Below are 25,372 nucleotides of genomic sequence, written 5' to 3'. Positions count from 1 at the left end.
TTTTTTGGGTATATATAGTAGGTATTAATTTATTATAGTAACGATTTATTCGGTTAATTGGTAATCAATAATTTGACCATCAGAGGAAACGGTTTTTAATAAAACATCCGTTAGAGGGTCGTATTCATAATCAATGGTTATTCCGTTAGACAAAACTTCTTTAATTAGATAGTCTTTTATAGGATCAAACTCTTTAATATGACCATTAGGAAAGATAATTTTAACCAATTTATTAGTTTCTGGTTCATAACCGAAAATAGTTTCTTTAACGGTTTTATCTGAAGTAATTTCTCTTATGATAAGGTCTTTTTCTGCATCCATTTCGATGATCGTTTTATCCGGCAAACAGATTTTAATTAATTTATGACTATCAGGATCAAAATCTGGTATCGATTGTAAAACATTTCCATCTGGTAAAGTATGTTTCAATAAAAAACCCTTTTTCGGATCATATTCTTTAATAGATTTATCAGGTAAAAACTCTTTAATAAGAATGTTATTGTCAATATTATATTCTTTGATCGTTCCGTCTGATAAAATTTCTTTTTGTAAATGGTTTTTATACAAGCTAAATTCTTTAACATCGCCATTCGGGTGAATAATTTTTTTTATTCTTTTAGTGTTAATATCATATTCTGTAATAATTTTATTTTCTGAAGAAACTTCTTTCACACTATTATCTTCGTATATTCTGATGTTTCCGTTTGGCAAAATTTCTTGATTTAAAATATTACGGTATTCTTTAACAACGCCTTTGGGCGTGATTTCTTTTAATAAATGTCCCTTAATAACGTCATATTCTCTTGCCCATCCTGTAGGGAAAATAATCTCCATTATATCCCCTTTTAATTTTTTAATAGTTTTATCGGGGGAAATTTCTTGTTGAAACTGATTATCTTCCGTGTTAAATTCGGTGATGGTTCCATCAGAAAGTAAAATTTTTTCTATTTTACCGGTCTTAAGGTCATATTGAAAAGTTTTAAAATCGTTAACTACAATCCTTAATAAAGACTGCGTTTCTGGATCATATTCGTAATAAATTTTAACTTTATTAGGTAAAATCTCTTTAATGACTTGTTGTTGATCGTTATATTTTTTAATATAGCCGTTAGAGAATTTTTCTTGAACTAAATGACCTGTGATAGGGTCATATTCTTTAACATTTCCTTCGGTGAAAATGGTTTTAATTAAATTGCCTGTGATAGGATCGTATTCATTTATTTCGCTATCAATATCCATATTTTGATTAGATTCTTTAGTGTTGTAATGATATTCCTTTATATTATCCGCTGATAAAGAAGTATCTATATATGGTTGATGAAGTTTATAAAAGACAAATAGAAACGCAATAACAAGCAATAATGATAAAATAGGGATTAAAAAAAATTTAGTCAAAGCATAACTATTATTGTTATTATCTTGTGGCGGTTGCAAATATTTCCTCTTCTGTGTGAAATTTTATTCATTTGAAATTATTGAGTTTATCTTTAACAAAATAAGAATTGAGAAAGTCAAAAAAATGAAAAATATCATTAAATACACTTTTATTATACAATAAAAAAACTATTCTCATTCTGATATCCATCAATTATTTAATAGTCCGAAAGGGCAAGAAAATTGTTTAGAAGCGACTATTTAACCTGTTTGCGCACGCTTTGAAGTGTCTACAAAAACTGTGGAGTTTTAAAACCTATTTACTCTCGAACTGAAGGTTTTTCCAGTTTTACGTAACATTTCTGTTGGAGTGTCTGTAACTGTCGAATATGTTTGATAAATTTCGCAACCTAGTCCTGTAACGTTACAAATTATCGGAACATAATCAACCAAATCAGTAATTCCCATAGCCACATTTTCAATAGGAATTATTATTATATTATTGACCAATTCTAAAGCATTTGGATTATTTTCTATAAGTAATTCAATAACTTCAAAAACTTGTTTGATGGCCGCATCCTTAGCTGCTGAAGTAGCCACTTTTATAAAAAAGGTTCGGGAATTGGAGTTTTTGCAACAACTTTTTTAAATAATTTTTTATAAATTTCTTTGGCTATATATTTTCCTGCGAGGTTTGTAAAAAATGAGATCCTTTTATTAATTTGCTCTTGCTATTTGGTTTTTCTCTGGTGTGTCAAATTTCCAAAAAAAATACATTTTTGCAGAACCATTTCCTAACCATCTTAAATCAACAAATTCGTAAAAATGATCTTTTCCTTCTCTGTTACCGCCGTCAAAATAAACGCCCATAAATTCTTCGTCATCGTTTTTGATATACCATTACATATTGCCATCTTTTTCTTTATTATAAGAAGTGCTTGAAGAAACGCTGCCATTATAAGAAGGGTTAATGTCGGTTTTAATATAATTTAAAACATCCGAAGAAGTGTTATTTTTGTTTAAAACTACATGAATAACTTTTGTTTTTTTAATTGATCTTTCTGTAAAAGAGAGGCGCGACCGTAAGTAAATCTTTTGATTTAAATAACAATAAAAACAACGTAAAAAATATTAGAAAAATTTCAAAAGAATATTTCAAATTATTTTTTAATTTTAATTTTTATCTCTCTTTCATATTTATATTTTTTCTATATCAAAATATTGGAAATATTTTTTATATTAAATACAATATGATAGCCCATCATTTCATTCTTTCCTCTCCTTAACCATGCCAAAACGCCCTGACTAAAATCTTTCGTTTAATCGATATGATTATTTATATTATAAACCTTCTTTTTCAAAAGTCAAGGAAAAAAGTCATTTTCTTTCTAAAAGTTTTGATATAGAAAAAAGATCCCATATTTAGGGATCTTTTAATATTATACTATTTTATTTCTTTTCAGCGTCCTTTTTTAATTGAATGTTTAAAACATCTAATTGTTCTTGATCAACTAAATTAGGCGTTTCCATCATTAAATCTTGAGCACTTTGAGTTTTAGGGAAGGCAATAACATTTTTAATATTATTCGTTTTAGTAAATAACATCACTAAACGGTCTAATCCTAAAGCGATGCCTCCATGTGGAGGAGTGCCGTATTTTAGCGCTTCTATTAAAAAACCAAAACGATTTTGAACTTCTTCTTTGCTAAAACCTAATTTTTGAAACATTAATTCTTGCACGTGGCTTTGATAATTCCTCAAAGAACCTCCTCCAATTTCATAACCATTCCACACTAAATCATAAGCTTGAGCTTGAGCTTTTTCAGGGTGTTTTTCTAAAATATTAATATCTGAAGAGGCTGTAAAAGGATGATGCATAGCGTAATAACGATTATCTTCTGAATTAAATTCAAACAAAGGAAAATCCACTATCCACAATAAAGATTCTTGATTAGGGTCGATTAAATTCAAATTATGACCTAATTTATTTCTCAAAAAACCTAATGTTTTTAATAAATGATTTTCTGAAGAAAGGTCCTTTAAATCGTTACTAATAACAAAGCACCATTCGTCTTCTTCTAAAAAAGAAGCATCATTAACAAATTGACTTAAATTACCTTTTAAAGTATTGTCTTTTTTTTTAAAAAGATTTAAATTTAAATTAAATTGGGTTTTGATCAAATGTTTATATTCGTCTATTTTTTTTCTTGTTAAAAGGTTTAAAGGGAGGGAAGAATTTAATTTAATCCCTTTAATGGTTTTCTCGGTTCCTTCTGCATTAACGAAATCTTCTTTAAAATAAGTCTTTAAAGGTTCGATCTTTAAATCAAACCTTAAATCAGGTTTATCTGAACCATACAAGTTCATAGTTTCTTGGAAAGACAGACGTTCTAAAGGAGTGGGCAAAGGTTTGTTTAATATTTCGGCAAACAAATTCGTCATAATTTCTTCAGTTAAATTCATTAAATCTTCTTGACTGAAAAATGAAGTCTCAATATCTATTTGAGTAAATTCTGGTTGTCTATCTGATCTTAAATCTTCATCTCTAAAACAACGAGCTATTTGAAAATATCTTTCAAAGCCAGAAATCATATATAATTGTTTGTAAATTTGCGGAGACTGAGGCAAAGCGTAAAAATGATGAGGATGAATGCGCGAAGGAACTAAATAATCTCTCGCCCCTTCAGGAGTTGATTTTGATAATAAAGGAGTTTCTAATTCAAAAAATTTATTATTTAAAAGAGTTTGTCTAATGTTTTGAGTAATTTCGTGCCTTTGAATTAAAAAACTTTTTTTATCTTTTTTTCTTAAATCTAAATAACGATATTTTAAACGATAATCTTCTAAAGCTTCGTTTTTTTCCACAATGCTTAAAGGTATGTGCTCCGCTTCAGAAAGAAAAGACATTTCTTGCACTAAAACTTCGATTTCACCGGTCGTTAAATTAGGGTTTTTATTTATTCTTTCGATCACTGCGCCTTTAACGTCAACCACTGTTTCGATTTTAGTTAAAGCAATTTGTTGATATTGAGGATGATTGTTAAGTACCACTAATTGAACTATCCCCGAAACATCTCTTAAATCAATAAAAAGTTTATTACCTAAATTTCTTTTTCTTTCGATCCAACCTTTTAAAAAGACTTTTTCGCCTTTTTGGTTAAGGGTTATCTCGTTATTATCGTAAATATATTTTGTTTTCACTTGTTAATTCCTTTATTAAAAAATTGATTGTTTGTTCTGGTGAAAATTTATATTCTTTTTTTTCTGCTATATTTTTAACCGTTAAGACGTTATCTTTTAATTCTTTTTGACCAATAAAAAGAATGTATTTAGGGTTAGTTTGTAAAGCTTTTTTTAACTTTTTATTGAAATGACCTGTTTCATAATTCATGTTAGTTTGTAGACTATGTTGACGGATTTTTTGCATCAACATAAAGGTTGGTTTTAAAGCTTCTTGGTCTAACGCTAATAAATAAACATCTAAAACAGAGGAACTGACATAAGGGAATAAATGATTCTCTTCCATGGCAATCATTAAACGTTCTATTCCCAAAGCAAAGCCAATACAATTAGTTTTTTTACCGCCAAAAATTTCGGTTAATTCGTTATAATTGCCACCGCCACCTAAAACTAAATCATTTTGGTTAGTGGCGTCATTAGCGGCAATTTCAAAAACTGTATCTGTGTAATAATCTAGACCTCTTACCAAAAGAGGGTCTATTTCGTAATTAACCCGAGCTTCTTTTAAAAGTTCTAAAACATGGTTAAATTTATTTTTAACTTCTACAGAAAGGTGATCTAAAATTAAAGGAGCTTTTTTTAAAACCTCTTTTTGGGAACATTGTTTACAATCAAAAATACGTAAAACATTTTTTTCTTTTCTTTCTAAACATAAACTACATAAATCTTGAGTATTTTGGTCAATATAATTCTTAAAAATAGTTAAAAATTTTTGACGAGTAGGAAGGTCCCCTAAAGTGTTGATTTTAATTTTAACATTCTTGAGTCCTAAAGTTAACAAAGATTCATAAGCTAAAATAATAACTTCTACTTCGGATAAAGAATTAGGTACACCAATGGCTTCAACGCCTATTTGATGGAATTGACGATATCGACCTTTTTGTGGTCTTTCATAACGAAAAAAAGGACCTAAATAATATAATTTAGTTAACTCGTTTTGAAAATCCAATTTATTTTCGATATAACTTCTAATAACAGAAGCCGTCCCTTCCGGTCTTAAAGCTATTAATCTACCTTTTTTATCGTGAAATTGATAAGTTTCTTTCTTAACAATATCGGATTGTTCGGTAGCACGATAAAAAACTTCTTTATATTCGATAATAGGAGTTCTTATTTCCTGAAAATTGTACGCTTCCAAAAGAGTTTTAAGTTTCTTTTCGATAAACTGCCATTTAGACATCTCATCATAAAATAAATCGTGAGTCCCTTTTATTTTTTTAACCATAAACCTTTTAATTTGTTCCTCTATAAATTTGATAAATATTAGATAATTGTAATAAATGAGAAATTAATTTTTCCATTTCAGAAATATTTTTTACTAGTATTTGCAGTTTAATAGTGGTTTCTGATAATTTATTATTATTAATCATGTTTATTTTAGAAATATGAATTCCTAAAGCGTTAGCTTTATCAGTAATATTAGCAATTAAAGAAGAACTATAAGAACCAATAATCAAAAGCCAAGTGGCGTATTTTAATTGATAATTTTGGCGCCAATGAGCGACAATAAGACGGTTAGAATCGTATTGTTGTAAATTAACACAATCTTTACGGTGAACATTGGTGCCTTTATCTTTGGTAATAAAACCCACTATTTCTTCGCCAAAAATAGGATTGCAACAATTCGCTAATTTTAATTTAGTTTTATTTAATCCTTCAATAAAAACACCTGTTTCGTTTTCATAAGTGAATTTTTTCAATTTTTTTGAAATTTGTTCTTTATTGTATTCTTTGCGTATTTCTTCAAAAGAATTGATTTTAGCGAGCACCACATCAGGAGTGATTTTTTTTTCTTCCCAAAGCTTCATATAATTCATGAACATTTTGAATAGATTGCTTGTGAAAACTTTTTCTAACAAAATTGTGGTCAATTTTAAAATCTTTCTTTTGTGCTTGCAATTCTTTATCTAAAATTTCTTTACCATTTTGGATTAAAGTTAAAACTTCTTTTTTCTGTTTATTTAAAAAATTTGTAATGAATTTTTTAACATAAGAAGTTTTTGCTATCCTCAACCAATCCTTATGCACTCTAAAAACGTTTTTATTTGTTTTAATAGAAATAATATCACCGTTTTTCAGCTTATAATCAAGAGGAACGATTTTTTCGTTCACAATAGCGCCTGTCATGGTAAAACCAATCATAGAATGTATACGGAAAGCAAAATCAATAGGTGTGGAACCTTCTGGAAATTCGAATACTTCTTGTTTCGGTGTAAAAACATAAACATTTTTGCTTAAAATATCATTTTTAATAGAATCTACTAAATTTTTGGAATTTTGTAGAGATTTATTTTTAGTATCTTTGGTGATTTTAATTAAATCTTGGTACCATCTTAATTTTTGCGCTATTTCCAACTGTTTATTGTCTTTGGAATAAACTTTATTTTCTTTATAACCCCAATGGGCGGCGATTCCTTTTTCGGCAATTTCATCCATTTCTTTAGTTTTGATTTGGATTTCAAAAATAGAACCATCTTTGGCTAAAACCGTGTTATGAAGGGCTTGGTATAAATTAGGCTTTGGAACAACGATATAATCCTTAAATCTCCTTGGTAAAGGAGAATAATGAGCGTGAATAAGGCCTAAACATTGATAACATACATCTACTTTATCCACAATAATACGAACCGCTAATAAGTCAAAAATTTCGTCAAAACTAACTTGTCCTTGGTTCATCTTTTTATAAATACTATAAATATTTTTACTACGTCCGCTAATGGAAAAATCAGTAATGCCGGACTTATAAAATAAAGATTTAATATTTTTAATAATATTTTGGATAGAATTTTCGCGTTCATTTTTTTTAGCGTTAATTAAGTTAGAAATGCGGTAATATTCTTTAGGGTTCATATATCTAAAAGTTAAATCTTCTAATTGAGATTTAATTTGAAAAAGACCTAAACGATGGGTTAAAGGAACATAAATATCTAATGTTTCTTGGGAAATATGTAATTGTTTTTCAGGCTTCATTTCTTTTAAAGTCTGCATATTATGTAGTCTATCTGCTATTTTTACTAAAACTACTCTAATATCATTAGCCATAGCTAAAAAAAGTTTTTGATGGTTTTCTACTTGTCTTTGTTTAGGGTTAAAACTAAGTTTAGCTAATTTAGTGGTGCTTTTCACTATATAAGCCACATCTTCCCCTAAAAAATCCTTTAATTCATCAAAAGTTAAATCCGTATCTTCTAAAGAATCGTGTAATAAACCAGCCATTAAAGTATTGGGTTCACTATTCAAATCAGCTAAAATAATAGCAACAGAAATAGGGTGAATAATGAAATTTTCACCTGTTACTCTTTTTTGATTTGTATGTTGTTTTTTAGCCAATAAATAAGCTTGATTAATTTTATCTAAGACTGTTTTTTCATGAATGTATTTTTTTACTTTTTGCATCAATTCTTGGAATAAAACTTCTTCATGAACTTTTTTTTCTATGTTATGGGTTTCAGTAGTATTAAAAAGCACTTTAATCACCTATTTTTTTGAATTTTTAAAACATCTTTTTTAAAGGATAAAAAATGTTTAAACATATGAAAGTTTTTTCTCTTGATAATAAACTTCTTTAATCATTCCCGCTCCTAGACAAAAATCATCTTTATAAAAAGCCGCTATTTGCCCTGGCGTAACAGCTTTGATTTTTTGGGGATAATACACTTTTAAAGTTGTTTTATCCAACCAAACAAGTTCCACTTCTTGATCGGGTTGACGATAACGAAATTTAGCCATCATCTTCATTTTACCATGATTTTGATAAACACCATAATTTCTCCATACCACATCAATGATTAAAGCTGCATCGCTATAAAGGTAAGGACTGTCATAACTTTGGTCCACAAACAAAGTATTGGTAGGTAATTCTTTACCCACAACAAACCAAGGGGCTTGATTTTCTTGAGTAACCCCTAAATTAAGACCTTTTCTTTGACCAATAGTATAATTAAAAACGCCTTCATGTTCTTGAAACAACTTACCATTCATATCTTTAATAGGGCCTTTTTTAGCAGGAATATAATTTTTTAAAAAAGAACTGAATTTGCGTTCTCCGATAAAACAAATACCAGTGGAGTCTTTTTTTCTCGCTGTTATTAAAGAATTTTTAGCCGCGATTTCTCTGACTTCTTTTTTATTCATTTTTCCTAAAGGGAAAAGAATTTTATCTAATTGTTTTTGTTTAAGTTGAGATAAAAAATAAGTTTGGTCTTTAGTATCGTCCCAAGCTTTAGTTAAGATGGGTTGATTTTTTTCATGAGTAATATTGGCATAATGCCCCATAGCGATAAAATCAGGATTGAATTGTTCGGCATATTCGATAAAAGTGAGAAATTTAATTTGATTATTGCATAAAACATCAGGATTAGGGGTTAAATTTTGTTTTAATAATTTTAAAAAATATGAAAACACTTGGTCCCAATATTCTTCGGAAAAATCAACTTGATGAAATTTAATATCTAATTGTTTGGCGATGGCAGCAGCATCATTAAAATCGGCTGTTTGAGGGCAAACATCATCATTAACATTAGGATTACCTTGAACATCATAATTCAAACTACTATCCCAATTACGCATAAAAATACCTTCTACCTCATAACCTTGTTGTTTTAATAATAAAGCCGTGACGCTACTATCAACTCCACCTGATAAACCAACAATCACTTTTTTTTTCATATTTTATACTTCTATTTCTATAAATTCTGTTTTTCACTCTTTTCGTTGGAAATTAATAGGTAACTTAAATTCCGTTCTCGGTGAAAGGCTATTTTCTAAAATTTTAGGACCTGGGGACATTTGTTGCCTTTTGTATTGCACCTGATAAAAAGTTTTTAAATAATTTTGCACTAAAACTAAACTTTCTTCCGCATTTAAAGCGAAAGTGTGTTCAATTAAAAAAGCGATTTTTGCTTTAGAAAAATTATTTTTTAAATGATGATATAAAATAAAATCTTCTATGATGATATTAGGGGTTAAAAATTTTTCTATCTGTTCTTGGTAAAAAACTTTTAATTCAGGAGGAATAGGAATGATAGGTTTATTCAAATGAAAAAAAATCAATTCAGTCATGAAAGTTTGGCTTAAACCAACATTAACATTATACAATTGATCGTAATAATCCATTCTTTCACTTACTTTTCCTAAAGCCGTATCGGACAAATTATCACTTTCTAACACTAAAATTTGTGAATCATCCAACATCAGAGGATTTGGGGTAAACTTACTTAAAGCGTGATGGATCAATTTTTTGCTAAACTGCTCTTTAACTTGAGGTTGATGAACCTCATTATCCAGAAGAATATTTTTAATCCCTAAGTTGTTTAAAAAGTTTTTAATCAATGCAACAAAATCAGGTTGAAAATCTTTTTCATCTTCCATAATCACAATCAAATCATCTAGTGTTTTTTTACTAGCTTGAAAACTTTGTATAACCGCCAAAAGGGATAATAATTCGTTCGAACGCGAAGCTAATTTTAAAATCACTTTCACATTTTTAATATGCGATAATTTACTTTGTAAAGATAAAAACTGAATATGGTTCGCTAGTTTTAATTGTTCCTCTAAATCATTCATTTCCACGAAAGGTTTTTGGTAGAAAGGTTTTTCAAATTCATAATTATCATATTCTTTAATATCGAAATAAGCTTTAAAAAAAGGATATTCTTTGCCGATTTTTTGGTCCCCTAAAGTGGTATCAATTCTTCTTTGGTGTTTGATAGAATCAATGCAAACATCAACGACTAAGCTAGTATCATCTTGGTTAAATAAATCTTTTTCACCAATTAAATTACCGAAAACAGCGGCTATTTTATGATTAGAAAAAAGAACATCAGTAGATGATTCTGTAATTCCACTACTAGTGTAAAAATAACCACCAATATGTTTACGAGAATGATTAATAACCGCGTTTTTGCGCATTTCTTTTTTACCGATATGTTCGGTAGAAGAAGATAAGTTAAAAATCAATTCCGCTCCATTTAAAGCTAATAAATCACTAGGAGATTCAATAGTCCATAAATCTTGACAAATCTCCACCCCAAAACTGATATCGAATTGTTTATTAATAAACAAAATATTACCGACAGGTACTTTTTGTCCTAAAAAATCAATCTCTTGTGTTTGGATAGTTTTGCCAGAATGAAACCATCTTTTTTCGCTAAATTCTTTATAATTAGGAATAGTGTGTTTAGGAACAATGCCTAAAATTTTATCTTTTTGAATTACCACAGCGACATTGAATAAAACTTCTTCCAAAAAGAAAGGGATTCCTACTAAATAAACGCCTTCAAAAACGGTCTTTTCCATGAGAAATTGTAAAGATTCTAAAACTTCCTGATAAAAAGTAATTTCAAAAAATAAATCTCCAGCTGTATAACTACTTAAAAATAATTCAGGAAATAAAACAAAGCTAGCTTTGCTGTGGTTAAGAACTTCAAGAATACTTTCAGCATTCTTAAAGGGATTCCCGATGTGCAAATCAGGATTGGATAATTCTATTTTAATAAAACCGTTGTTATACATGGGTTGAAAAACCTTCCTAATATTGAGTTCTAATGCGGTGTTTTATTTTCAGAATTGAAGACTTTTTTATTTGTTATCGGCAATATCAACGTTAATTTTATTTTTCTTTTCCATGATATAACCAATAATAGTGATAGTTATATAAGACAATAACAATCTAATCCCAGTTTCCAAAAAAACTTTTCCATCAAATTCTTTTTTATTTTCCATACTTTTTAATAAAGAATCAATTGAAACTAAAACACCATCAGTCATAAATAAAATAATAATGAAATTAATTTTAAACTTATCTTTTAAAAGTTTATGAAAAACATCCATTCCCCCAGTAGTATAACCGTGGTTTCGAATGTTTGCCAACGTAGTTCCAATCAGAAGACCGCTCATCAGAGAAGCAATAACTAATTGAACGTATATGTTTTTTATATGTAATAAATCAAAAATCTTGCCTTTATTCTCGCCAGTTAACAAATCAAAAAGAGGAACGCTGACAATTAAAATAATAACTAAAAAAGCGGTTTTAGTGAAGAATTCTTTGCCAAAAGCTTTCCAACCAACTATTAAGGAAAATACTTGAGCGAGGAAAATAAAAATAGAAATATTAGAAAAACTTTTTGAAAATAAATAGGGTTTAACCAATTTTTCCATCAACATAGCTAAGCCATCCATTCCTCCTATGTTTAAATTAGTAGAAATTAAAAAGAAATAAATAGCGATAGATAAGACAATATCATTTAAAATCAAACTTGTCCATTTTTTAATGTTATTTTTCTTGTTGGAAATATTGGCGTCCATAAATAATTATTATATAAAAAGATTGAATAATCGTTTTATACTCCTTTCTAATGAGGTTTTTTTATTATTAAGAATCGTTTTTTTGCCTCAAAAAAGCGTTAATAAAATCATCTAAAAAACCATCCATTACAGCGTCAATTTGAAAATATTCATAATTCGTGCGATGGTCTTTTACCATTTGATAAGGGTGAAAAACATAACTTCTAATCTGAGAACCCCAACTAATATCTTTTTGTTCTCCGTTAAAGTTTTTTTTACTTTCTTCTTGTTCTTTTAAAGCTATTTGCAATAATTTGGTTTTTAAAATTTGTAAAGCTTTTTCTCTATTTTTAATTTGACTTCTTTCGTTTTGACAAGTCACAACAGTGTTGGTCGGTAAATGAGTAATTCTTACCGCAGAATCCGTCGTATTAACATGTTGTCCGCCAGCACCACTACTGCGATAAACATCTACTTTGATATCTTCATCTTTAATCTCAATTTGAATATCTTCGTTAATTTCAGGTAAAACCTCACAAGAAGCAAAAGAAGTGTGTCTTCTTGCGCCGGAATCAAAAGGAGATACTCTCACCAAACGATGAACACCTCTTTCGGCTTTTAAATATCCGTAAGCGTACGGACCTTTAATTAAGATAGTCGCCGTTTTTAAACCTGCTTCTTCGCCTTGTTGAGAATGAAGAATTTCGTATTGAAATTTTTTTCTTTGAGCGTACTTTTGGTACATTCGTGTTAACATTTCACACCAATCTTGCGACTCGGTTCCGCCAGCGCCTGAATGTAAAATTAAAATAGCGTTATTTTCGTCATAAGGTTGATTCAATAAAACTTCAATTTCAAAATCTTTAATTTCTTTTTGAATTTGTTTTAACTCTGCAATAAGGAAAAGAAAATCATTATCGTTTTCATTTTCTACTAGTTCAAATAAAGTCGCCAAATCATCGTATTTTTTCTTTAAAGAATTAAAATTAGAAATTTTATTTTTTAGTTGATGAAGTTTTTGACTAATATCAATAGCGTCTTTATTTTCAGTCCAAAAATTAGGTTTTTCCATTAAAGCCATTAAATCGTTTATTTGTTTTTTCTTGTCTTCTAAATCTATTTTTTGTTCTAAATTGTGCAAAACAGTTTGCAAAGTGGTTAGAGTTTGATTAATTTCATATCTTTCCATTTCGTTTTTCTCCGTATTAAAAATTTTGTCCTTTTTTATGCAATGAAGGTTTATCAAAAGTTTCTTTTTAAAATTAGAACATTTGCAAATATTCTAATTTTAAAAAAATACTAACATTAAGCAAAACTTCTTTTTCATAAGAAAGCAAATTATTTTTAATTTTTATCTGAAAATTTTGTCATCGCTTGGGGAATCGTAAGAAAAGAAAAACCTACATCATATCTTAATAATTAAATATTTATCATATAGTTTTTTTTGTTTAATAATTTTTTTTAAATTTCAATCATATAAGTCTTTGTGGGGGGTTAAATATAAAGGAATGTGCCGCCAAATTTGCCAACTCATTGAAGGATATATTGAAAAAACCACTCCATGAGAATTAGTTAATCGATGCCCTTTTACCTTTTTTAACCCATGAATCGTTTTCAGAAATTTTTAATATATCATTTTGAAATTGCATAACTTCGTAAAAATATTTTTTACCATTTTTCATTTCTTTTCTTTTGTAAGGGATGGCTATTAATGAATAATCAAATCCATTCAGAAAATTATTAATTTGTTTAAAATAGCCATTAAATCTACTTAACCTATGGCCAGAAAAAAACTAATTTAGTTTTTTTTTTTTTGCCAAATTTAATTTGAATACGAGTTTTGCCGTTAATCAAAATTCATGTTCTACATTGCGACTGTTGCAGAACCCCATTCGATCTTATCAAAATTCGAAGAATATTCTTGAATTCTTTTTACAATTAATTCTTCTAATTGTAAAGAGCTTCAACTTGCATAATCAAAAAGATTATGAAATTTTTTTAATTTTGCTTCCAAATTGTTCAACATTTGAAGAATTAATTTATACATTCTTCAAAACCTCTTCAGTTAAAAACACATAATTAGGATTTATTTCAATGCCGATATAATTTAAATTCATCCTTTTAGCTACTAATAATTCTGAACCAAAATCCATAAAAGGGATTAAAACATTTCCTGGTGTTTTTATTTTAATAACTGAATTAATCAGTTTTTCAGTTAAGAATTGAGGTTTTTGCGTAGGATGAACTATTGTATCATGTTTTAAATGTTTTTTTAACTCTTTGGATGGTAAAATTTTATTTTAACAAGTGCGGCATAAAAAAATCTTTCTTTTAAACCAGCTCCACCTTCTAAAGCAGGTATTTGAATTACATTCGGCTTTAAATGTTAAAAGTGAGTTTTGTTTTTTATTAACTAAATCTAAAAAATGATTATTTTTATAAGGAACATATAGGTTTTATCTTTTCGTTTTTATTCATTTTATTTTCCTTCTATCGGACAATACCCTTTGCCATAAATACTAAAAATATTTTCAGAAAATAAAAACTCCTTTAAAAGACTGTTTTAAATGATGTTCATTTTTGGGGTATAAAAAAGTTTAATTCCAAGGTTTTCTAGAACCTCTAACTTTTCTATTTTTCCTTTTCGCAGTATTGTTTTTAGAAACAGGACGGTTGAAAATTAATTTTTCTTGAAATGATTCCACTAATTGGTCGGTTAAAGTGGAACTTTTTAAAATAGTTTTTGTTACATCAAGAGCGATATTTTCGATCATTTGGTTGAAAAACTTTTGCCCTTCTTCTTGGTAAACTACTAAGGAGTTTTGTTGACCGTAACTTAAAAAATTAATTCCTCTTCTCAAAATATTCATATCATTAATATGACGTTTGAAATAAGAATCTATTTTTTGTAGCATAATGTATCTTAAAACATAAAAATACTGCTTATCATCAATAACTTGTAATTTAGCTTTTTGCTCTTCCAAGAAAGTCGTTACTTTTTTTTGCACTACTTCTTCTATTTCTTTAGAAGTCAAAAGAGAACGTGGTTCTTCTTGAGTTTGGAAATCTTGGACCGTAAAAGTATTGGGAAGGAAAAATAAAGTTTCTAAATAAGTTATAAATTCTTTAATACCTTCATCATCTTTATTGGTCATTTTATTTTTTAAAAAGTAATCAATATTACTGTTTAAAGTTTTATTCATTAGGTTTACAGCTAAAACATCTACTTCTTCAGATTTTAAAATTTCTTTTCTTTGTTGGTAAATGATTTCTCTTTGTAATCTTAAAACAGAATCAAATTGTAAAACAAATTTACGGTAATCATAATTAGAAGATTCGATTTTTTTCTGAATATTAGTCACAAAATTACTAAACATTTTTAAAGTGATAGGTTCATCAGAATCGCTGTTGTTTTGTAACATAGCGATAATTCTTTGCATTCTGTTACTGCCAAAACGTTTCACTAAATCATCATCAGCGGAAACGAAAAAACGGGAAAAACCCGGGTCTCCTTGACGTCCGGCACGTCCTCTTAATTGGTTATCGATTCTACGTGCCTCGTTCCTTTCGGTCCCCAAAACAGCTAATCCACCTAATTCAACTACTCCTTCGCCTAAACGGATATCAGTCCCACGACCAGCCATATTAGTAGCGATAGTGATAGAACCTTTATGTCCGGCTTTAGCGATAATTTCTGCCTCTTTAGAGTGGTTTTTAGCGTTAAGAACTTCATGTTTAATTTTTCTTTTTTTCAAATATTTAGATATTTCTTCAGAAACTTCCACTGTTGATGTTCCGATTATTAAAATAGGTTGTTGTCTAGCATGCCTTTTTTCAATTTCGCCTAATAAAGCTTGCCATTTTTTTTCAGCAGAAGCGAAAACATAATCAGGAGCGTCTTCTCTAATCATTGGTTTATTAGTAGGAATTTCCACTACTTTCATTTTATAAATATTAACAAATTCTTTTTCTTCTGTTTTAGCTGTTCCTGTCATACCTGACATTTTACGGTAAATTCTAAAGAAATTTTGGTAAGTAATAGTAGCGGAAACTTCTGTTTCTTCTTTAATAACACATCCTTCTTTAGCTTCGATCGCTTGATGTAAACCATCGCTGAATTGACGACCATTTAAAATCCTACCAGTGAATTGGTCAATAATTAAGACTTGTCCTTTATCCACTAAATAATCTTTATTTTTTTCCATAATAAAACCGGCTTTTAAACTATTTTTAATGTGGTGTAATAACAAAGAGTGAGAATTATTGTATAAATTAGTTAATTGGAAAAAAGCTTCAGCTTTTCGTACGCCTTCTTCAGTTAATTCGATAGTTTTAGATTCTAAATCGATCATATAATGTTCTGGTTTTAAGCTTTTTACGAAACGATCAGCATCACGGTAAAACTTTTTACCTTGTTGAGTGTTGCTCGAAATAATTAAAGGAGTTCTGGCTTCATCAATTAAAATAGAGTCTATTTCATCAATAATAACGTAGTTATAATCACGATGCATCATTAAATTATTAATATCAGTTTCCATATTATCTCTTAAATAATCGAAACCTAATTCACTATTAGTAGAATAAAGAATATCGGCTTGATAAGCTAATTGTTTTTCGGGAATGGTTTTATCTTTAGTATTTAAACCTACAGTCATGCCTAAAAAACGGAAAATATCGCCTATTTTCCCTTCGGCTTCACGACTAGCTAAATATTCATTAACTGTCACGATATGAACTGAATTGCCACTTAAAGCGTTTAAATAAGCTGGTAAAACAGAAGTTAAAGTTTTACCTTCTCCTGTTTTCATTTCGGCTATTTGTCCTTGATGTAAAACGATAGAACCTAAAAGTTGTACGTAATAAGGTGTTAAACCAGTTACTCTTCTGGAAGCTTCTCTCGCTAAAGCGTAAGCTTCCACTAATAAACTATCTAAAGAAGCACCTTCTTGAAAACGTTGTTTTAATTTTTCGGTTTCTTTAGGAAAATCTTCATCTTTTAGTCGTTGCATCTCTTCTTCTAATTTTTCAATTTTAGTACTTGTTACTTTCGCTTTTTTTAAATATTTATTGGAAGAATCAAATAATTTTTTAATAAAACTTAACATGTTTATATAACCTTTCTTGAAAAAATAATTTATCGATTATTTTTATTTTTATTAATTGAATAAAAATTAATATCTATTTTAATAATATTAAAAATTAAGTTTTTTTGCTCTTTTTTAATATTAATGAGCATTACCTCTTTTATGAAAAGAAAAAAGTAATGATTAATTTGCTCTTTATTGGTTTAATTAGTTTAATTCAAACCTTTTTTAATAGTTTTATTTAGTGTTTAATAATACAAACCAACCCTTAAATTAATAATATCTCTTTTCTGGGAGAAAAACATTTTTTTAAAAGAAATATTTTTGATAAAAAACAACCTTCTAAAGAAATTTAAAAAAATTATTTATGGGTCTAAATTAGCTGTTTTTTATATTTTTATTTTTTCACAAAAGTCCAATAATTAAGACCAATAAGAAAAAGAAAAACTTTTTTTAAGGAACTTTATTGCTTCATAAAAAAATATGCTAATATTATAATAATAACATAATTCCCTCCATTAATTAATAATTAATAATTAGTTAAGTACATTTAACACAAGGAAAGATTATTATATCTTCTCATAGAAAATCATCTGATAACAAGTCCTACAACTCTTTTAAAAAATAGTTCTCTAGGTTTTTTTTCTCTTTTGAAAAAGATAAATTATTCTTGAAAAATGCTTTAAAATGGTTTTTACCTTTTTTGGTCCTCTTTTTTCATATTTTCATTATATCAAAAATGGTAATTTTTTTCATCTTTTTCTTGTTGGGCAGAACGAAATTAACTCGCTAAGACTTGTTTTTTTTTTTTTTGTGTATAATAATTTTTAATAATTTAATTTTCTAAATTATTAAAAATTAATTCCAAAATGAAGAAAATGAAGAAAGGTTAAAAAAGAAATGAATTATAAAGAATTTATTCGGAAACATAAGAAAATAATAACGTTAGTAGCAATAGGATTATTAGGGATTTTGCTGATAGTTGGCGTTTTTTTCGGAGTTAAAAGTTTTATTAAAGACAATAAGGACGAAAGTTCTTCCACAAGTGTTATTTCAAATACAACACCAGAAAAAGAACAAACCGCTTTAAAGATTTTAAATGAAAAAGTTGCAGACAGCGGTCTTTTAATTTTTTTAAGTTTTTTGTCAAATGATAAATATACAAACGCTTTAACTAAAAACATAAATTTCCGCAAAAGTATTTATCACTCTTTAAATAGAAAAAATTTAGAACAAACAAATGATAATTTCAAATTATCATCATCTCCAGTGTTATTTACCAAAGCTTTTTTCAACGATAATCATGTTTATTTTCCTGCAAAAAATTTCCCTTTTAACGAAGAAGATGCTAAAGCATATAAAGACGATAAATTAGAAAATGACGGTTTTGATGAAGACAAAGCTCTAAACTTATTACAACAAGCTTGGGATGATTTAACTACTGAACAAAAACAAGAGAATTATAAATTAAATTTATTGTTTCAAGAAGAAGATTTAGAAGAATATTTAGAAGAAACAAAATTAAAAGATTTAACTGATTCAATTTTAAAACAAATAAAACATTTATTCACTACTTTTATTAATAAAAATAATTTACCAGAAAATCAAATCAAAATGCAAATAGTTGATAAAATCAATAATACACAAGATCCTTCGCAAAATATGAATATGTGCTTGAGTATAATACCAGAAAAAGCTGAACGCAATGAAGAAAATTGCAATGAAGCAAATGATTATTGGGAAGCAAAATATTATTGGTATATCATTAATGATGTTTTAAATAGTGGTGGTATAGGAGAAGAAAAAATAACTTTAAACTTTTCCCCTTTGAAAATATATTTAGATGAAGAAAAGCAACAAGGTAATGAAATTGATACCCAATTTTTTTCAGGCTTGAAATCAGAAACAGGAAATCAATATGATATAGCTTATCCAGGAGTCGATCCGCAAACAGGTCTTTTCACTTCTTCTCATAAAGAATTTTTATGTTTTTACGATAATGTTATTTTAAAATTATTGCCCAGAGGAAGTAACAAAACTCAAGAAAAACAACTCATACAACAAACATATGAAGAAATATTTATAAAATTATTAGCTTTAATTAAAGATTATCGATTTCATATTCCATTAGTCAATTATATAGCCAAAAATTAAAGAAAGGGATTATCAGGATGAATTTGATATGAAGATCATGAAGAAATTAAAACAAAAAATTAGTTTTAAAAACATTATTATTATGTTAATTATTTTTTATTTTTTAACTATTGTATCAGATGTATTAGATAAATATATCCTGAACCCAAAAAGATCGAACGGTATTTATCGATTTAAAAAATATTATTTATGTAACATCATTATTAATCGCGATATTAAAGGCACGATAGATCAGTTTTTAAGACCTATTTCCACTTTGTTATTGTTAGGTTATTGGGGAGAAATGTTTTTAGCAAATGATGGTTCATCTTCTAAAAAAATTTCTTCTTCTCAAAGAAGTTCATTCACTTTCAAAGATATAGCTGGAAATGAAGAAGAAAAAGAAGAAATGCAAGAATTAATTGATTTTTTAAAAAATCCTACAAAATACCAAGATATAGGGGCTTCTATTCCGAAAGGAGTTTTATTAGAAGGACCACCAGGAACTGGTAAAACTTTATTAGCGAAAGCGGTTGCTGGAGAAGCAAATGTTCCTTTTTATTCAGTATCTGGTTCTGAGTTTGTAGAAAAGTATGTTGGAGTTGGTGCCGCAAGAATAAGATCATTATTCAAAGATGCTAAATATAATTCTCCCTGTGTAATTTTTATTGATGAAATAGATGTTTTAGGTGGTAAAAGAGGCCGCGGGAATAGTGGCGGTTCTCAAGAAAGAGAAAATACTCTAAATCAACTCTTAACCGAAATGGATGGTTTTACTACTTCTAAAGGAATTATTATTATTGGCGCTACTAACAGAAAAGATATGTTGGACCCTGCTTTACTTCGTCCCGGCAGATTTGATCGTCAATTTACTGTTGGTTTACCTGATGTAAAAGCGAGAAAAGCGATCTTAGAAGTGCACGCTAAAAATAAAAAACTAGATCCATCGGTTGATTTAGAACAAATCGCTAAACAAACAACTTCTATGAGTGGGGCCCAATTAGCTGCTGTTTTAAATGAAGCTTCTATCTTAACAGTTAGAAATGATAAAAAATTAATTACTCAAACAGAACTAGAAGAAGCGATTGATCGTGTTTTAATGGGTCCAGCGAAAAAATCAAGAAAATACGATGAAGAAGAAAGAAAAATGGTAGCTTATCATGAAGCGGGGCACGCTGTTATTGGTTTAAAGTTAAAACATGCTCCTAAAGTACATAAAGTAACTATTATCCCAAGAGGCAATGCTGGTGGTTATAATTTAATGTTGCCAGAAAAAGAAACTTTCTTTTCTTCTAAAAAAAGAATGTTAGCTAATATTATCTCTTATTTAGGCGGCAGAGCGGCCGAAGAATTAATGTTTGATGATATTTCTAACGGAGCTTATGGAGATTTTAAATCTGCCACTCAAATAGCGACCCAAATGGTAACTAAATTAGGGATGTCTGATTTAGGACCTATGCAGAATGATAATAATTCTTTTATACGTAATGAAATAGTAGAAAAAGAAATTAAAAAAATCATCGATGAATGCATGGAAGAAACAAGAAAAATAATTAAAGAAAATAAAGATTTATTAGATAAAATAGCTAACACATTGTTAGAACAAGAAACTATCGTCAAAGAACAATTAGAACAAATAGTTCAACAACTTCATTAATTATTAATTTTAAAACCCAAAAAGGGTTTCAATACATCAACAATATTTGCAAAACAAAGAGACCATATTAGGTCTCTTTTTTATTTCTATACTTTGGTTTAAGACAAAGAAAAAATCATCCTTAAAGATGGTTTAATTATGATTTGCACCTTGCGGCGAATTTTTTTCATTTCTTTTTTCAAAATAAATAAATTATTTTTTTTGTTGAATTTTATCATTTAACATCGAAACAAATTCTTCCACAGAAACGTTATTTTGTTTATTATCACCGTATTCTCGATAAGTCAAACGATTGCTAGTTAACTCTTGATCGCCAATAACAATTTGGAAAGGAATTTTGGCTTTTTGAGATTCTCTAATTTTATATCCTAAAGTAGCTTCTTTATTGTTAATTTCTACTCTTAAATTATGTTTCAATAAAATTTCTTGTATTTTTTTAGTATGTTCTAAATGTAATTGAGCGTTAACAGGTATTAAAACAACTTGTAAAGGGGTTAACCATAAAGGAAAAACACCTTTATTTTGTTCAATTAAATAAGCTAAAAAACGTTCTACTGTGGAAATAACTGCTCTATGGATCACGATAGGAGCATGTTCTTTACTATCTTCACCAATATAAGTTAAGTTAAATCTTTGTGGTAACAGAAAATCTAATTGAATAGTGGATAAGGTTTCCTCATTGCCTAAAGCGGTTAAAACTTGGACATCTAATTTAGGACCATAAAAAGCAGCATCACCTTTTTGCTCTTTATATTTGATGCTTAAACCATTTAAAATTTCTTTTAAGATAGATTCAGATTTATGCCACATATTATCATCATCAAAATATTTATCTTTATTTTCTGGATCTCTAATACTTAAATTGAAAAAATAATCCGTAATATTAAAATCTTTATAAACTTCAAAAATTAAATTCATAATTTTCACAAATTCGGTTTTAATTTGTTCTTGAGTGATAAAAATATGAGCGTCATTTAAGGTCATTTCTCTTACTCTTTGCAAACCCGAAACGGCTCCAGAATGTTCGTATCTATGCATCATTCCTAATTCAGCGATTTTAAGAGGTAAATCTTTATAACTACGTAATTGTTGTTTAAAAATCATCATATGATGAGGACAATTCATCGGTCTTAAAACCAGTTTTTCTTCTTTTTTTAATTCCATAATAGGGAACATATTATCTTTATAAAGCTCTAAATGGCCTGATTCTTCGTATAATTTAGTATTAGCTATAATAGGAGTATAAACATGTTGATAACCATAAGATAATTCTTTATCCACAATATATCTTTCTAAAATACGACGTATAGTAGCGCCTTTAGGTAACCAAAAAGGCAAACCCGCTCCCACTTCAGGAGACAACATAAAGTAATTTTGTTCTTTATTTATGTTTTTGTGGTCTCTTTGTTTTCTTTCTAATAATAAATTTAAATAATTTTTCAAATCTAGCCTGTTAAAGAAAGAAATACCATAAATTCTTGTTAAAGCTTTATTTTTAACACTGCCTTGAAAATAGGAACCAGATGTTTTTAACAATTTAAAATGTTTGATAAATTTAGTATTAGTCATGTGGATGCCGCGACAAAGATCAGTAAATTCACCTTGAGTATAAACGCTTAAAATAGGGTCTTTAATATTTTTTAATATAGTTTGTTTATAAATATTATCAGCAAATAACTTTTCTGCTTCTTCGTAGCTAACTTCTTTTCTCATAATAGCTAATTTTTCTTGTGAAATAGTTTGCATCATTTTTTCGATTGTCGCAAAATCATTCTCCGAAACGACTGAATTTTGAAAATCGATATCATAATAAAAACCTTCTTTAATGGTTGGGCCGACAACAAAAAGAGCTTCAGGATAAAGCCTTTTAATCGCTTGGGCCATTAAATGAGCGGTACTATGGTTTAAAATTTCCAAACTTTTTTCATGCTTTTCTATCATGATTTCTAAAGTGCCATCTTCTTCTAAAGGACGGTTCAACTCGATCGCTTTTTCGTTAAATAAAGCGGCTATCGGTTTAGTAGCAAAATTTAAATTTTGTTGTTGAATGATTTCAACAGGAGTAATTCCTTTAGAAAAAGATTCTATTACATCATTATTAAAACGTATTTTAATCATAAAGCTAAATCTAGTCCTTTCTTTTATTCAATGCTATAAATTATACATAAAAACCTGTTTAAAAGAACTATTTTCCTAAACAAAAATTAGAAAATAATTCATCCATTAAGGTTTCATTAATATTGTTTCCTACAATAGATCCTAAAGCCTCATAAGCTTCTTTTAAAGAAATAATATGAATATCTATCGGAATTTGTTGATCAATATCTATAATAACATTTTTTAAAGCTTGCAAAGCATTTTTCATTTGTTGGATATGTCTAGAATTAGATAAATAATTAAAGTTTTTCTCTTCAATCAGGTCTAATTGAAAAGTTTTTAAAATTTTATCTTTGAGTTGTTTAATCCCCTTTTTGGTGATGTTAGAAATCAAAACAATTTCTTCTTCTAAAAAAGAAGAATTCATTTCAGAAGGTAAATCAGATTTACTGCCGATTAAAATGCGTGGATGGTTTTTAGTCATTTCTAGTAATTCTTTATCTTCTTGGCTTAAAGGACGGCTTTGATCTAATAATAATAAAACCAATTCCGCCTCTTTGAAGAATTTTTTAGACAGTAAAATGCCCATTTTTTCTAAAGGATCATCAGTTTTTCTAATTCCTGCAGTATCAATTAAATTTAAAGAAACGCCTTTAATATTAACATGCACATCTAAAAAATCTCTAGTAGTTCCAGCTATATCAGAAACAATCGCTCTTTTTTCGTCTAAAATAGCGTTTAATAAGCTCGATTTACCCACATTAGGTTTGCCAATAATTAAGGTCTTAATGCCTTCTTTTAAAAAACGCGTTGTTACAGAATGATCTAAAATATCTTGCATACTTTTAATTAAACGATGAACTTCTGGTAAAATAATCTCATTAGTCATCATTTGAATATCTTCGTATTCAGGATAATCAATGTTAACTTCTATTTTACCGATTAAACTTAAAACATCTTTACTTAGAATTTCTATGAGTTCAGACGTTTTTTTTTGTAAACCTAGATGAGATAATTTAATAGCATTCTCGTTTTGAGCATGAATCAAATCCATAATAGATTCTGCTTGGATTAAATCTATTTTACCATTTAAAAAGGCTTTTTTACTAAATTCGCCTGGTTCAGCTATTCTAATGTTTAAGGATAAAATTCTTTCCAATAATAGTTGAGTAATTAAAATACCACCATGTCCGTGCACTTCTATTACATCCTCGCCAGTGAAAGAATTAGGCTTTTTAAAAACTGACACTAAAACCTCATCTAAAATATCGTTTTTATGGTCTAGAATGTAACCATGATGAATAGTATGAGAAGGAACTTCTTTTAAAGTAAAATGTTTTTTAGGGCTTTTGAAAATTTGGTCTATACTTTCGATCGCTTTAGCGCCGCTGATTCTGATAATGCTGATTCCTCCCGTTCCTAAAGGAGTGGAAATAGCAGCAATAGTTTCTTCGTACATGGCTTCACCACACTTTTTTTATTTATTAACTTTCTGTACTTATGTTCAGGGTTTCTTCTTGTTTAAACTCTTTGATGGATTGTTTTAATGAATTAATTATTTCATCAATATTCTCTTGAGATTTCACAAAAGCACCACAAGCTCTTAAATGTCCTCCGCCATCAAATTTACTTACAATATGGTTAATTTTAGGACCGGCAGAACGGATGCTTAATTTCCATTCTTGACTAGACATCTCTACGATAAAAGCCCAAACAGGATAATCTGCAACATTACTATAAATATTAACTATAGAAAAAATTTCATCAATACTAAAGTTAAATTTTTTAATGATTTCTTGTGAAATTTGAATATAAATTAAACCATCTTCGGCGATAAAATTTTCACAAATATAACCTTTTAATTTTAACATTTGTAAACTTTGCGTGTTGATTTTTTTATCTATCTCAAAAGCGTTAAATTCAAATTGCAACAATTCTGAAGCCATTTGTAAAGTTTTATCCGTTACCCTATCGAAACGGAAATTGCCGGTATCAGTTACCATTCCTACATACATCGGCATCGCTCCTTTAAGACTTATTTTATAGTTATGATATTCTTTAAAAGTATAAATCATTTCTGAACAAGAAGCGAATCGAGGTTCTACCCATTGATAATGATAATTGCCATACTTTTCTGCTGATAAATGATGATCTATTCGGATAATCATTTTACCTAATTTATATCTTTGATCACTAATAATATTAGCGTTACCAGAATCAACCACGATTGATAAAGCGTCTTGGTAAGTTTCATCTGTGATAGAATCCATATCTCCTAAAAAAGCCATGTTAGGATTAATCTCTCCTACGGCATAAACCTTTTTATGAGGATAGTTTTCTTGAATAATATCTTTAAGACCTAATTGAGAACCGTAACAATCTCCATCCGGTCTTTTGTGTCCGTGAATGATAATGGTATCAAAATTAATAATTTGTTGTTTAATAAAATCCATTATGCTTATGGGCGCCTCCCTTTCATTGTTTTTTGTAATTACTTATCATT

18 protein-coding genes are annotated in these 25,372 nt (G+C 28.4%); 2 read left to right on the top strand and 16 right to left on the bottom strand.

From position 1 onward, the window contains the following. Nucleotides 1–45: 45 nt before the first annotated feature. From CPX_RS00720 to secA, 13 genes are all read right to left on the bottom strand, one after another. Complete coding sequence (locus CPX_RS00720; protein WP_053521346.1) at nt 46–1,434, bottom strand: hypothetical protein; 1,389 nt, start codon at nt 1,432–1,434, stop codon at nt 46–48. 249 nt (nt 1,435–1,683) lie between these two features. After that, nucleotides 1,684–1,974, bottom strand: a complete 291-nt coding sequence (locus tag CPX_RS00715) for a hypothetical protein (RefSeq protein ID WP_053521345.1) — start codon at nt 1,972–1,974, stop codon at nt 1,684–1,686. A gap of 117 nt (nt 1,975–2,091) precedes the next feature. After that, a complete protein-coding gene (locus tag CPX_RS03025; protein WP_161802329.1) occupies nt 2,092–2,244 on the bottom strand; it encodes a hypothetical protein in 153 nt (50 codons plus the stop codon). A 579-nt stretch (nt 2,245–2,823) separates the two neighbouring features. Next, nucleotides 2,824–4,575: an aspartate--tRNA ligase gene (aspS, locus tag CPX_RS00710; RefSeq protein ID WP_053521344.1), complete on the bottom strand. Its 1,752-nt coding sequence runs from the start codon at nt 4,573–4,575 to the stop codon at nt 2,824–2,826. Next, nucleotides 4,550–5,839 (bottom strand): histidine--tRNA ligase, encoded by a 1,290-nt coding sequence (hisS, locus tag CPX_RS00705; protein ID WP_235443177.1) that lies wholly within the window; start codon nt 5,837–5,839, stop codon nt 4,550–4,552. The genes aspS and hisS overlap by 26 nt, the downstream gene beginning before the upstream one ends. A 7-nt stretch (nt 5,840–5,846) precedes the next feature. Then, the gene (locus CPX_RS03195) at nt 5,847–6,422 is read right to left on the bottom strand and encodes an ACT domain-containing protein (RefSeq protein ID WP_235443176.1); all 576 of its coding nucleotides are present in this window, start codon (nt 6,420–6,422) and stop codon (nt 5,847–5,849) included. Beyond that, nucleotides 6,388–8,082: a RelA/SpoT family protein gene (locus tag CPX_RS00700; protein WP_235443175.1), complete on the bottom strand. Its 1,695-nt coding sequence runs from the start codon at nt 8,080–8,082 to the stop codon at nt 6,388–6,390. The genes CPX_RS03195 and CPX_RS00700 overlap by 35 nt, the downstream gene beginning before the upstream one ends. Nucleotides 8,083–8,139: 57 nt before the next feature. Further along, a complete protein-coding gene (mnmA, locus tag CPX_RS00695) occupies nt 8,140–9,282 on the bottom strand; it encodes a tRNA 2-thiouridine(34) synthase MnmA (RefSeq protein WP_053521342.1) in 1,143 nt (380 codons plus the stop codon). 33 nt (nt 9,283–9,315) lie between these two features. Next, a complete protein-coding gene (locus CPX_RS00690; protein ID WP_053521341.1) occupies nt 9,316–11,127 on the bottom strand; it encodes a nitrilase-related carbon-nitrogen hydrolase in 1,812 nt (603 codons plus the stop codon). Between the two features lie 66 nt (nt 11,128–11,193). After that, complete coding sequence (locus CPX_RS00685) at nt 11,194–11,868, bottom strand: YitT family protein (protein WP_235443174.1); 675 nt, start codon at nt 11,866–11,868, stop codon at nt 11,194–11,196. 118 nt (nt 11,869–11,986) lie between these two features. Further along, a complete protein-coding gene (gene prfB / locus CPX_RS00680; protein WP_053521339.1) occupies nt 11,987–13,087 on the bottom strand; it encodes a peptide chain release factor 2 in 1,101 nt (366 codons plus the stop codon). 850 nt (nt 13,088–13,937) lie between these two features. Beyond that, nucleotides 13,938–14,147 carry a DNA methyltransferase gene (locus CPX_RS03190; protein ID WP_235443179.1) on the bottom strand — a complete coding sequence of 70 codons (210 nt, stop codon included), beginning with the start codon at nt 14,145–14,147 and terminating at the stop codon, nt 13,938–13,940. A 348-nt stretch (nt 14,148–14,495) separates the two neighbouring features. Next, nucleotides 14,496–17,003 (bottom strand): preprotein translocase subunit SecA, encoded by a 2,508-nt coding sequence (gene secA, locus CPX_RS00670; protein WP_053521338.1) that lies wholly within the window; start codon nt 17,001–17,003, stop codon nt 14,496–14,498. 879 nt (nt 17,004–17,882) lie between these two features. Here secA and CPX_RS03185 point away from each other — a divergent pair. Beyond that, nucleotides 17,883–19,136 carry a periplasmic substrate-binding domain-containing protein gene (locus tag CPX_RS03185; protein ID WP_235443173.1) on the top strand — a complete coding sequence of 418 codons (1,254 nt, stop codon included), beginning with the start codon at nt 17,883–17,885 and terminating at the stop codon, nt 19,134–19,136. 28 nt (nt 19,137–19,164) lie between these two features. Further along, entirely contained in the window at nt 19,165–20,772 is a 1,608-nt protein-coding gene (ftsH, locus tag CPX_RS00660) for an ATP-dependent zinc metalloprotease FtsH (RefSeq protein ID WP_235443172.1), read from the top strand. Nucleotides 20,773–20,964: 192 nt separating this feature from the next. Here the strand turns inward: ftsH and thrS are convergent, their stop codons facing one another. From thrS to CPX_RS00645, 3 genes are all read right to left on the bottom strand, one after another. Further along, nucleotides 20,965–22,890, bottom strand: a complete 1,926-nt coding sequence (gene thrS / locus CPX_RS00655; protein ID WP_053521337.1) for a threonine--tRNA ligase — start codon at nt 22,888–22,890, stop codon at nt 20,965–20,967. 67 nt (nt 22,891–22,957) lie between these two features. After that, nucleotides 22,958–24,328, bottom strand: coding sequence for a tRNA uridine-5-carboxymethylaminomethyl(34) synthesis GTPase MnmE (mnmE, locus tag CPX_RS00650; protein WP_053521336.1), 1,371 nt, complete (start codon nt 24,326–24,328; stop codon nt 22,958–22,960). Between the two features lie 25 nt (nt 24,329–24,353). Continuing rightward, nucleotides 24,354–25,322 (bottom strand): DHH family phosphoesterase, encoded by a 969-nt coding sequence (locus CPX_RS00645; protein WP_053521335.1) that lies wholly within the window; start codon nt 25,320–25,322, stop codon nt 24,354–24,356. Nucleotides 25,323–25,372: the final 50 nt, after the last annotated feature.

It is taken from the genome of Candidatus Phytoplasma pruni (assembly GCF_001277135.1).
Lineage (GTDB): Bacteria > Bacillota_I > Bacilli_A > Acholeplasmatales > Acholeplasmataceae > Phytoplasma > Phytoplasma pruni.
Note: the sequence above shows the minus strand (reverse complement) of the source record. Positions and strands in the feature narration are given on the sequence as shown.

Excerpts from the sequence above, each read along its gene's own strand:
- mnmE (WP_053521336.1), bottom strand. The coding sequence starts at position 24,328 with ATGTACGAAGAAACTATTGCTGCTATTTCCACTCCTTTAGGAACGGGA.
- secA (WP_053521338.1), bottom strand. The coding sequence starts at position 17,003 with ATGTTAAGTTTTATTAAAAAATTATTTGATTCTTCCAATAAATATTTA.
- hisS (WP_235443177.1), bottom strand. The coding sequence starts at position 5,839 with ATGGTTAAAAAAATAAAAGGGACTCACGATTTATTTTATGATGAGATG.
- CPX_RS03025 (WP_161802329.1), bottom strand. The coding sequence starts at position 2,244 with ATGGGCGTTTATTTTGACGGCGGTAACAGAGAAGGAAAAGATCATTTT.
- thrS (WP_053521337.1), bottom strand. The coding sequence starts at position 22,890 with ATGATTAAAATACGTTTTAATAATGATGTAATAGAATCTTTTTCTAAA.
- CPX_RS03185 (WP_235443173.1), top strand. The coding sequence starts at position 17,883 with ATGAATTATAAAGAATTTATTCGGAAACATAAGAAAATAATAACGTTA.
- CPX_RS00645 (WP_053521335.1), bottom strand. The coding sequence starts at position 25,322 with ATGGATTTTATTAAACAACAAATTATTAATTTTGATACCATTATCATT.
- mnmA (WP_053521342.1), bottom strand. The coding sequence starts at position 9,282 with ATGAAAAAAAAAGTGATTGTTGGTTTATCAGGTGGAGTTGATAGTAGC.
- ftsH (WP_235443172.1), top strand. The coding sequence starts at position 19,165 with ATGAAGATCATGAAGAAATTAAAACAAAAAATTAGTTTTAAAAACATT.
- prfB (WP_053521339.1), bottom strand. The coding sequence starts at position 13,087 with ATGGAAAGATATGAAATTAATCAAACTCTAACCACTTTGCAAACTGTT.
- CPX_RS00690 (WP_053521341.1), bottom strand. The coding sequence starts at position 11,127 with ATGTATAACAACGGTTTTATTAAAATAGAATTATCCAATCCTGATTTG.
- CPX_RS03195 (WP_235443176.1), bottom strand. The coding sequence starts at position 6,422 with ATGAAGCTTTGGGAAGAAAAAAAAATCACTCCTGATGTGGTGCTCGCT.